This window comes from Clostridium sp. Cult2, from assembly GCF_021655075.1.
Taxonomy (GTDB): Bacteria; Bacillota; Clostridia; order Tissierellales; family Tepidimicrobiaceae; genus Schnuerera.
Genome location: NZ_PPXX01000112.1, coordinates 98,618 through 109,965, shown reverse-complemented (window position 1 = coordinate 109,965; position 11,348 = coordinate 98,618). Strand labels below are relative to the sequence as shown.

At 29.3% G+C, this 11,348-nt stretch carries 8 protein-coding genes; all 8 read right to left on the bottom strand.

Going from position 1 to position 11,348, the window contains the following annotated elements; genetic code table 11:
* Window positions 1-162: 162 nt before the first annotated feature.
* The 8 genes from hutH to C3E90_RS12685 all read right to left on the bottom strand — a co-directional run bounded on the left by hutH (window position 163) and on the right by C3E90_RS12685 (window position 11,266).
* Window positions 163-1,689, bottom strand: coding sequence for a histidine ammonia-lyase (hutH, locus tag C3E90_RS12720; RefSeq protein WP_236916048.1), 1,527 nt, complete (start codon window positions 1,687-1,689; stop codon window positions 163-165).
* Window positions 1,690-1,758: 69 nt separating this feature from the next.
* Window positions 1,759-2,337, bottom strand: coding sequence for an RNA 2',3'-cyclic phosphodiesterase (gene thpR / locus C3E90_RS12715; RefSeq protein ID WP_236916047.1), 579 nt, complete (start codon window positions 2,335-2,337; stop codon window positions 1,759-1,761).
* Between the two features lie 17 nt (window positions 2,338-2,354).
* Window positions 2,355-3,365, bottom strand: coding sequence for a LacI family DNA-binding transcriptional regulator (locus C3E90_RS12710; RefSeq protein ID WP_236916046.1), 1,011 nt, complete (start codon window positions 3,363-3,365; stop codon window positions 2,355-2,357).
* An 80-nt stretch (window positions 3,366-3,445) separates the two neighbouring features.
* Window positions 3,446-8,833 carry a diguanylate cyclase domain-containing protein gene (locus tag C3E90_RS12705; RefSeq protein WP_236916045.1) on the bottom strand — a complete coding sequence of 1,796 codons (5,388 nt, stop codon included), beginning with the start codon at window positions 8,831-8,833 and terminating at the stop codon, window positions 3,446-3,448.
* A 46-nt stretch (window positions 8,834-8,879) separates the two neighbouring features.
* Complete coding sequence (locus tag C3E90_RS12700; RefSeq protein WP_236916044.1) at window positions 8,880-9,323, bottom strand: MarR family winged helix-turn-helix transcriptional regulator; 444 nt, start codon at window positions 9,321-9,323, stop codon at window positions 8,880-8,882.
* Window positions 9,324-9,363: 40 nt separating this feature from the next.
* Window positions 9,364-10,251 carry a diacylglycerol/lipid kinase family protein gene (locus C3E90_RS12695; protein ID WP_236916043.1) on the bottom strand — a complete coding sequence of 296 codons (888 nt, stop codon included), beginning with the start codon at window positions 10,249-10,251 and terminating at the stop codon, window positions 9,364-9,366.
* A 160-nt stretch (window positions 10,252-10,411) separates the two neighbouring features.
* Entirely contained in the window at window positions 10,412-10,864 is a 453-nt protein-coding gene (locus C3E90_RS12690) for a hypothetical protein (protein WP_236916042.1), read from the bottom strand.
* A gap of 12 nt (window positions 10,865-10,876) precedes the next feature.
* Window positions 10,877-11,266, bottom strand: coding sequence for a YtxH domain-containing protein (locus C3E90_RS12685; RefSeq protein ID WP_236916041.1), 390 nt, complete (start codon window positions 11,264-11,266; stop codon window positions 10,877-10,879).
* Window positions 11,267-11,348 lie beyond the last annotated feature (82 nt).

The window sequence follows — 11,348 nt, the reverse complement described above, 5'->3', positions numbered from 1 at the left end:
TTCTTTAATGCAATTTCCGTTTCCTTTTTGGACAGATTGAACTCCCTTTTAGGTGCTCGCCTTATGCCTTCAGCAAATTTAGGCATAGGGGGTAATTCATTGTCCAATTTGATAGTCATGGCTTTGCTAATATGATTATTATTTATCATAAAAATCCTCCTTTTATAATAATCTTCCAAGTTTTAGCTTAATCTCATCAAGTATTTTATTTGATTTTAATATTTCTTCACATATATTTATTTCTTTATACATTACTTTATCTTCTTCAATTATTGATACATTGTCTCTAACTATATTATAAGCTATTTCTGTTCCTTTTCCCAGACCTTTCTTGCCTCTTAAATCGATTGCTTGACAAGCTGTTAAAAGTTCCATAGCTAATACCTTTCGAGTGTTTCCTAAAATTTCTCTAGCTTTTCTTGCCCCAATAGTTCCCATGGAAACATGGTCTTCTTGATTTGCAGAAGATGGAATAGAATCAACACTAGCTGGATGTGCCAATACTTTGTTTTCTGATACTAAAGCAGCTGCTGAATATTGGACTATCATAAATCCTGAATTTAATCCACCATTTTTAGCTAAAAATGCTGGTAGATTACTTAAAGCTGGATTTACAAGTCGTTCAATTCTTCTTTCAGATATATTAGCTAGTTCAGACAATGCTATGCCCAAAAAGTCAAAACTAAGAGCCATAGGTTGACCATGAAAATTTCCACCCGATATAACGTCTTCTGTATCCTCAAATATTAATGGATTATCAGTGGCTGAATTCATCTCAATATTCACTTTATCTTCTACATATTTTATTGCATCTTTGCTAGCACCATGAATTTGGGGAATACATCTTAAAGAATAAGCATCTTGGACTCTAATCTCTCCTTGTCTTGTAGTCATTTCACTAGATTCTAATAGGTGAAGTAAATTTTGGGCTGTAGCAATTTGTCCTTGATGAGGTCTTAACATATGAACTCTATTGTCATAGGCTTCTACTAATCCATTTAATGCTTCTACAGTTAATGCTGCTACTATATCAGCTGTTTGACATAAGTTTATTCCATCATAAACAGTTAAAGCACCAATAGAAGTCATTACTTGGGTCCCATTTATTAATGCTAATCCTTCCTTTGAAGTTAATTCAATAATAGATATACCCGCTTTATCCATAGCTTCCTTTCCGGATAGTAACTCTCCCTTATAATAGGCCTCCCCTTCTCCAAGCATAACCAATACCATATGGGATAGAGGAGCTAAATCACCACTGGCTCCTAAAGAACCCTTTTCAGGAATTAATGGATGTACTCCTTTATTAAGCATTTCTATCAATGTATTCAAGGTAGAAAGTCTAATGCCAGAATATCCTTTAGCCAATGCATTAGCTCTAAGAAGCATTATTCCTCTTACTATTTCTTCCTTTAGCGGTTCTCCTACACCACAAGCGTGGCTAATTATTAGATTTTTTTGCAAGGTTTTAGTCTCTTCTTTTGTAATGGATATATCGCTAAATTTTCCAAAACCAGTAGTAATTCCATATACTACCTTTTCATCTTCCACAAATTCATCTACTAATTGTCTTGCTTTATTAACTCTTTTTGCTGCTTCTTCTGCCAATCTTACTTTGTAACCTTTTCTGACAATTTTAATAAATTCTTCTAAACTAAGGTTGTTGCCATCAATTGATATAATCTCCATCATTCTCTCCTCCATTTTTTATTTAACATTTTCATACGTTATCAAGTTAAAGTGAAAAAACCACAGTGATTATCTGTGGTTTTTTTCTAATATATCTCTAAACTTATAAGATTTTATTGGGGTATATACTCTTTTTTTCATAATTTCCTCACTTTTCATAAGAGTCAAATTATCCAGTATAAATTCAATCCCAAGTTTATGATTAATACATTCGCTTAATTCATTAAAGGACGGATTTAGCTTTACCCTTCTTCCTAAAGTTATATGAGGAGTAAATTTTCTTTTTTCCATGGGAAAACCGATGGTTTTCATTTCTTCTTCTATTATATCATATATGGAATTTATTTTCATAGTTTCTCCTTCAATACCTATCCAAATCACACCATATTGATTGTTTCTTAGGTTAAAATAACCTAGCTTATCTAAAGTTATAAATACAGGTGAAGTATTATAAGCTATGGGTTTAATAATATTATCTATTTCATCTATCTGGTTTTCATTTATATCTCCTAGAAATTTCAAAGTAATATGGAAATTACTTAGAGGAACCCAATTTCCTCTTTTTGAGTTAGTTATAATATTTTTTTGTATTTCATGTAATTCTTCTTTTAATTGATTGCTAAAATCCAATCCAATAAAAGCCCTCATAAAATACACCACCATTATTAAATTCTTCTACAGCTCTCTCTTTTCATTATTCGGATTGGAAGAAAAATATGTTCTCCCTCTATTTCTTCTTCATTTAATTTCTTAATAATTCTCCTAATGGCAACAGCACCAATATCGTAATAAGGCTCCCTTACAGTTGTAAGTTTAGGTCTATAAATTGAAGCCATTTTTGTATCACCATAGCCACAAATAGAAATGTCATCAGGAACCTGCAGATTATTGTCATAACAATAATTAATAAGCCCTATTGCTAATTCGTCTTGACAACAAAAAACTGCAGTGATATTGTTTTCTTTTACTAGATTAATGACATCTTCTCCCATATCATAGCCATCTTCTATACTAAATCCTTTGGTGGAATACAAGAATCCTTTGTCTTTTGCATTTTCATTTAGCGCCTTTCTGTATCCATCAATTTTTAGTCTCTCTAAAGAGCCTTCATCCTTCTCATTAGCGGTTACATATAAAATATTTTCATGTCCTAGTCCTAACAAATATTTGGTCATCTTAAAACTGGCTTTAAAATTATCTATAGATACAGTAGGGATATTTAAATTACTATAATACTTATTTAAATAGACAAAAGGTATTTTATAATCTTCAACTTCATCTATTACTCCATAATTGTTTTTTTCCGAAACCATAATTATTCCTTCTACCTGTTTACTCCTTAAAAGTTGAGCAAATTTCCTTTCAGTATCTGAATCTCCATAACTGCTGGATAAAATGATATCATATTTATACATTCTACCTACTTCTTCTATTCCTCTAACCATCTGTGCTATATAAGAGTTTCCAATATCCGTAATTATTACTCCAATTAAATTCGATTTCCTAGTAACAAGACTTCTTGCCACTTCATTAGGCTTATAACCCAATTCTTCTATAGCTTCTTTTACTTTTCTTCTTACTTCTAGACTAACTGGTTTAGAGTTATTAATAACTCTTGAAACAGTGGAAATAGAAACTCCAGCTAATTTAGCTACATCCTTTATTGTAACTGTCATTACTCCACCTCCTCATGAAATTTAGTTGGAAAATATTTAATATTATATCTTATGTTGTTACTAATTTTAATTATTATAGATTATACTACAGTAGAAAAAATGTCACATAATACTTTTGTTAGATTATAGGTATTATAGTCAAACTCTTTTTCTTTTATTGGTACTGTAATATAGACTATCCCTTTTGTTTGACCCTTAAAAACCAAAGGTATTGCAATAACCGATTGCCAATCAGGTGTATTCAGCAGAAGGTTTATCTCATTTGCACTTTCCCAATCTATTAAAAATTCACCTTTTCCTGTCATAATAACCTTATCTACTATGTTTTGGTTTATAAAATTAGGCTCTATCCAATTTATATTTAATCTAGACCGAGCATAAATATTAGAAAGCTCATAACCACGCTCTATTTCAATAAAGGCACAATTTTCTGCTTCTAATGTTTCTATAACCCTACCTAAAAATGCAAATATTTTTTCCTTATCTTCCATATCCTGTTTAGCTATATCTATTATATCAAGTATTGCTAAAATATTTCTCTGATTCATGTTTGTATTCCCAGATAATATACCTGCTAATCTATCTACTCTATTTAAAGTATTTGCTAAATCTGTATTCCATAATACTACCATGTTCCTTCCTTTTTCTTTAGCACAATATAGAGCTTGATCTGCTTTTTCTATTAATTCTTCTTTAAATTGACTGTGGTTAGGAAACATAGATATTCCAACGCTAATAGTAATGGGATTTTCTATGTTTGTAATTTTTAAGTTTTGAATATTTAATCTAACTTTTTCTCCTATCTTTTTTGCCTCATTTTCCTCAATGTTTTTAAGGACTATAATGAATTCTTCTCCACCATATCTAGCTACTATGTCTGTATTCCTTATACTACTTAATAAGGTAGTCCCTATCTGTTCTAAAACTTCATCTCCTTTTCTATGACCATAAGTATCATTTATATTTTTAAACCTATCTAAATCCATCATCATGACTGCAAAGGATTCGTCTTTTCTTTTTGCTTCAATGAGTGTTCTGTTAAATTCGGTCTCAAAATATTTTCTAGTATAAGTTCCTGTTAGTTTATCTATATTAGAAAGTATTTTTAGCTTATAATTTTCTATATTAATATATAATATTTTGGTTAAGGTGCTAGCCAATCTTTGTCTTTCCTCATCAAACCTATTAAATATCCTTCCTGTTTCCAAATAAATGTATCCTTCATTCTTTTGATTATATTGAACTTGAACTTTTCTTCTTTCTTCTTTCGGAGAACAAGTATCAGTAGATGGTGCAATAATTGGTATACAGATTAAAGCTCTAGTATCCTTTGGTAAAAATTCTTTATGTAAACCAATGACGTTGCTTCCTAAACTGCTACTTATTAAAATCCCTTTTTCGTATCTATTAGCTAATGCTAATAGATTTTCATTGGGTTTCCAATCTAGATCCTCATCTAAACTAACAATGGGCATGTATCTATTGCTTTCTTCATCATAAATTAGTATATACCCTCTCTGAGCAAAAGTCTCTTTTGATATATATTTTAGAATAAGTTTTAAATTATACTTATAATCATTTGTTAAGTTTTTTATTAAATCTTCTATGTTAAATATGCCTTTTGTTTCTTCATATAAGTAATTTATTTCTGTAATCCTTGTAAATTGGCTATCATCAATTAAACTAAATATAGAATTATAATCGAAATAGTTTTCAATAGAATCTTCTGGTTTTATATCATCTATACATGTATAATCCAACCTTTTATTAAAGATTTTATATATTACTTCCATCAATTTAATTTTTATTCTATCAGTCTTTCGGCTTTTGATAAAGCTAACTTGAAAATCCCTTTGGGGTACATTTTTAATAGTTCTATAGATCAAATCTAATGTTTCCAATAAATAGTTAATTGCCTGGTAATATTTCCCATCTGTTACGAGATTATTTCCTATTAGGATATTGGCAAATATATCCAAATGTAATAAATTGTGTTTTTTCATACCTTCTTCTAATATTATCATATCTTTATACCTATTTTTATCCTTGGTTATACTGTATAATAATATTTTCCTAATGTACTCTAAACTAGGAGCAGAATAATCTTTTTTAAGTTCATTGTCCTCCTTGAGTATATCAGCTACATATTCATAATCTCCTTCTAATAATGCTATAATGCCTAATTGTAATAGATTAGTCCTTCTAATAAATTCCAAATTAATATTTCTAAATTCAGCTCTAATATCTTCCATTCCCACTTTATTATAACTTCCATCTTTCAAATATTGAATAAGGATTACTCTAGTTTTAGACATTAGATACCCTGTATTATTATATTCCTTACAAAGTTTCATAGCCTTAAGGGAATATTTTAATGCTTCATCCCATTTTCCAAAAGCATAATAAAATTCACCCAAAAAATTATTATATTGGCTAATCACTTCAAAATTAAAGTTTGGATTATTAATATAACCTTCCTTAAGCATAATATAGCAATTATAACTTAGTTCATAATCGCCAGTTAATAAATATATTAGACCTAGATTAATATTGGATAAAAATATTAAATTGGTATCTTTAACTTCCATAGCAAGGGCCCTAGCTTCTTCAATATATGTTTTAGCTTTATCATAATCACATATATCCATATAAACTTCTCCAATATTATTAAGGAACACCAATTTCAAATTCAATAATCCATATTTTTCAACAATCTTTAACCCCTCTTCATAGTAGTCCATAGCTTTATCATATTCTCCACGTTGAGAATATATATTAGCTATATTATTAATGGGTTTAGTAGAGTTAATAAATTCTCCTACCTGATGGAAATGTTTAATACTTTCGCTATATCTTTCAATAGCCACCTCAATATTACCACTGTAATATTCTAAAATTCCCATTAAATTATAAACATCACCTAATTCTTCGTGTAAATTATTCTTCAACACAAAGTCCAATAGTTTCTTTATATCCTTTTCTGACTCCTGAAGTTTTCCATCGTTTAACAATATTTTACTATATAGTATATTAGATTTAGCAATTCCAGGTAGATAATTTAGTTCTTTAGATAATTTTATTGACTCTTGAGCTTTATTTATGGCTTTCTCAGTTAAATTTCTCTTTAAATAAATTTCACCAATACCTATATTAGCAATAACCATATATTTTAATTCTTCTTGATTTTTACATACATCATATAATTCCTTAAATCTATTCAAAGCTCTATCGTTTTCCCCTTTTAAGAAATAAATATTACCTAAAGATTTCAATACTTCTAATCTATATTCCGATTCCACATCCTTCACTATTTCATATGCTTCCTCCCACAATAGTATAGATTGTGTACTCAATATATTAGTTTCTTCTCTAGCTTCCTTAATTATATAATTTAAAGCTTTTTCTGTTTGATCTGAAGCCATTAAGTGATAGATAAGTTCTTCCATCATTATTTTATAGTTTGTCCCATAGTTTTCCTCTAATAGTTTAGCTAGTTTATTATGGAGTTTGATTCTTTCCTCAATAGGAATTCTATGATATATTAGCTTTTTTAATTGGAAATTACTAACACTATAGCTAAAACCCCAGTCTGCAACTTTTTCATCCAAAAGACCCATTACAACTAAATCATTCAGTTGTGCATTTATATCATCGTTGTCAATATCAAGCATTTCAAAAAGAATTGTCTTAGACATAGAATCATTGTAAACAGAAACTATCTCCATTATATCCATATATTGTTTCTCAATAAGAGATATCTGATTTTTCATTGCTTCATCTATACTCGAAGGGAAATAAATATCTGAGTATTTCTGTGTTTTTATCTCCCAATAACCGTCCGGATGTAAAAATAATTCTCCTTTAGCATATAAATCTTTCATCATATATTCTATGTACCTTGGGTTTCCTCCACTTTCCTTCAACATCACTGCAGCGAATTTTAATGGTTTATAACTCATGCCCAATATATACTGAATAAATTCTCCAATTTCTGACAAGTTCAAATTGGAAACTTTAATATTTTCAATATTTTGTTCACTAAACCATTTTTGAAAGATATTATCCTTACTAGATTTTTTTAGTATCTTCTTCTCATTGATAGCGGCTACTAAAACTAAACTCTCCTTATTTATATTATCCATTAAATAATCAAGTAAATGCAAAAATTCCTCACTACAATCTCCAAGGTTGTCAATAATTAAATACATAGGCTTGTCCTTTGTGAATTCTTCTAAAAAATTGGTTACTCTATCATATAACCTTAATCGCTCTCTATCCCCACGTATATCATCTATGGGTTCAATATTAACCACAAATTTTAATTCTGGTAATACTTTAATGAGCTCTTTACTATATTTGTTCAATAGATTAATTGGAGCATCTTTTACAGTTTGGCGCAAAATATTAGTTGCTGGCTTTAAACCACTTTGAATATTTTGAGTGATTTCTAAATAATATACTTCTCTCCCTCTCATCTTTAATAAATAAGTTATCTCTTTTAAAAGCCTTGTTTTCCCTACTCCTGTATCTCCACTTATTAATATTGCTTTTTTGAAATCTTTTTCATTCATTAAATCTTCATCTGTTGATAATATTTTGTCAATTTCCTTATCTCTACCTACTATCTGAGTTTTAAAATTTAGGGTACCTCTCTCTTTTACTAAATCGTATTCATAATCTAAATTGAATATCTCTTTTATCCTATTAATTACCTCTCTCAACGATATTTCCCTAGCAATTGAATTTTTCTTGGTTAAAGAATTTATTGTATCTGTCAAAAAATTTATCTGCCTGTCATTCATTTGAAGGTCATCCTTATATTGATAAGTTATATTGTCAGAATAAAAATCTTTAGTTAATAAATATATAATAAGCATCCCTAAAGAATATTTATCTGCATTTTTATTTATCATATCTTTCCTATCTAAAAGGACTTCTGGTGCAATAAAATATCTTGTTAAGTCAGCATAACTAGCATTAATTATGTTTTCACTTATATTAGCTAAATCCATTATCTTGATATTACCATCTTCTAATAAAAAAATATTTGAAGGACTTAAATGCCTATATACTAATCCTCTATAATGTAGAAAATCCAATACAGTACATGCTTGTAATATTATTCTTAATTTTTCTTCTAAATTTAAATAATCATGTACCTTATCAAGACTAGGGCTGTCAATAAATTCTGTAGTTGCATAATATTGTATAATATTTACTTTTTTCCTATCTATGGTTTTTATTATTGAAAACTGTTCACTTGAAAGTAAATGCTTATGTTTAATTCTAGTTAAGTTGACAAAGTTGTTAATAAAGTAATCTATCACCCTGTTCTGTTTGTCAATATTGTATAATTTCATGAAAAGTCTTTCATCATCATTCCAAAAATCTACCACTTCATAAATACTATTGTAAATATTATCTTCCAATACCTTATTAACTTTATACCTATTGTCTATTAACTTCATCTTTATTTCCCCTTTATTCCATTTTATAAATGGAAAATTTATGATTTTAATTGTCTTTCATTGCATTATATAGAGATTCCAATCCTTTACTAAGAGAAATTTTCTCTTCTTCCGTTAAATCCACCATTTTAGAATCTAAAAATTGCACCCGTTTTTCTAATACCCTTTTCACGATGTCATGTCCTTTAGGTAATACTTCTATTCTTACTACCCTTTTATCTTTTTCATCCTTTTTTCTTACCACTAGTTGATTTTTTTCCATTCTATCAACTAGATCAGTTATTGTACTGCAGGCTAATGCCATCTTCTGGCTTAATTCCCCAATGGTCAATACCCCATTATTAATAAGAATTTGTAAAGCGCTAAATTGTGGAATTGTAATATTAAAATCGTTTAATATTTCCCTGCCTTTTAATCTTATAATGTAGTCTACTCTTCTCAAATACTTCTCAATATTAATTACATTATTACAAATATCATTATCGTTCAAAACAGCACCTCCATTCTTTTGTTTTTCAATCTTCCACTGATTAGGGAACAAAAATTTTAAACCCCTTTGGTTCAGCCTCAAAAATAGCTGGTAATTTACCACCATATTCACCGTCAATATCTATAACAACATCCTCAGTAGTATCTATTTTAATTTTTTTAGATTTGAAATAGGATACATTTGGATGGTTTACATGCTCTCCCCTAAATATATTTATAAATATCTGTGCTAAATCCTGCACTTCCGATTTTTTAATAATAACTACATCTAAATATCCATCTGATACATTGGCATCAGGAGCCAATCTTTTAAAACCTCCTATTGAAGCACTATTAGAAATTAAAAATAATAGAATATCCTCTTCCTTTGTATATTCTTCACTTTCAAATTTTACTCTAATAGGTTTAAATTTCTGCTTCGGTATCTCTTTTAAACCTTCTATATAATAAGCCATCCTTCCAAAAATAGCCTTTGCTTCTGGGGGTACTTGATAACCTACATTGGTTAAAAGACCACCAGCTGCAACGTTTATGAAATATTCATCATTTACCTTTCCTAAATCCACCTTTTTAATTTTCTTATTTTTTATCATGTTAAAAAAATCATCCATATTCCTTGGTAATTCCATATAGTTGGCAAAATCGTTCACTGTACCTGCTGATAATATTGCTACAGGAATCTTTCTATCACATTGAGCAATCCCTTTAGCCACTTCGTTTACAGTACCATCTCCACCGCATACAACAATAAAATCCCAATCTTCATTACAAGTTTTCATTGTTTCATACATGGCATCATGTTTTTTCATTGTGTTAAATTTACCAACAATATAACCATCATTTATTAAAAGATTACATAGGTAATCTACTCTTCTCTGAATAATCTGTCTTCCAGATGAAGGATTACATATGACTTTAACCTTCTCCATCTATATCAACCTCTCCTATTCCCGTGATTTCATTATATTTTAAACCCACTATATATAGTATACCAATAGATAACTCTTTATCAACACTATTAATAAAAGATAAATATAATGTTTTTCTATTATAGAAAAGAGAACCCCTCAGGGTTCTCAAATGAATTCTTTATCGGTTTTTAAATGCACTCTTAATGATATCTATTATCTCCACTATTAATGTTATGTAATCAGTTATATTTTTTATATTGTCTTGCAATGTAGAGGCAGTCCCACTTATACTATGGCCAACTACATCAATGGTATCAAAGACTACTTCACTAGTACTATCTATTTTTTCTGTTATTGAATTAGCATTGGATATTAAACCTACTACATCTGGTGATACTTGTTCAATTATAGTTTTTGTCTCTTCTGATATAGAATTTATATTTCCAGATATCTCTGGTAATTCCTTTAAAACAGTATCTATTTCTTTTTCGTTTTTCTCTGCTAATCTTTTGGCTTGAGATACTAGGCTATTGGCATTTTTAAGCAATACTATTAGATAACCTAGAACCCCTATTCCCAGTAGGAATAATATGAATCTTAATAATTCTTCAATTGTTATAGTAGCTGTCATATTTATCACCTGCTACATTTCCCTGTTGCTCTGGGGTTCTTCATCAACCTCAGGTTCTTCATCAACCTCAGGTTCTCTATCCGATTCAACTTTTCCTATTTTTACTTCAATCATATCTCTCTCTTTAAATTCTTTAACTTTCTCCTTTATTTCACCTCTAATTTTATCTTTTGCATCTATAATAGATTCCACCGAATCCTTTACAGATTTTTTCGCTGTATCCGTAGCTTCTTTAGTCTTTTTGGTTATATCACCTCTAGTTTCCTTTCCAGATTTGGGAGCAAAAAGAATTCCAGTAATGGCTCCTATAGCTGTTCCTAAAGCTATCTTTTTAGCAGTATCTACCTTTTCTTGTCGTTGTGCCTTTCTTTTCCTTTCGTTTAGTAAATCAATTAGTTTCATGCATAATCTCCCCTTTATATCTATTTTGAGTATTAATTACCCTAAAAACATGATGTTAATCAGTTTTGTAACAAAGTTTATA

What these genes read in the sequence shown, in the direction of transcription:
- hutH (WP_236916048.1), bottom strand. Translation starts at nt 1,689, where the DNA reads ATGGAGATTATATCAATTGATGGCAACAACCTTAGTTTAGAAGAATTT.
- thpR (WP_236916047.1), bottom strand. Translation starts at nt 2,337, where the DNA reads ATGAGGGCTTTTATTGGATTGGATTTTAGCAATCAATTAAAAGAAGAA.
- C3E90_RS12710 (WP_236916046.1), bottom strand. Translation starts at nt 3,365, where the DNA reads ATGACAGTTACAATAAAGGATGTAGCTAAATTAGCTGGAGTTTCTATT.
- C3E90_RS12705 (WP_236916045.1), bottom strand. Translation starts at nt 8,833, where the DNA reads ATGAAGTTAATAGACAATAGGTATAAAGTTAATAAGGTATTGGAAGAT.
- C3E90_RS12695 (WP_236916043.1), bottom strand. Translation starts at nt 10,251, where the DNA reads ATGGAGAAGGTTAAAGTCATATGTAATCCTTCATCTGGAAGACAGATT.
- C3E90_RS12690 (WP_236916042.1), bottom strand. Translation starts at nt 10,864, where the DNA reads ATGACAGCTACTATAACAATTGAAGAATTATTAAGATTCATATTATTC.
- C3E90_RS12685 (WP_236916041.1), bottom strand. Translation starts at nt 11,266, where the DNA reads ATGAAACTAATTGATTTACTAAACGAAAGGAAAAGAAAGGCACAACGA.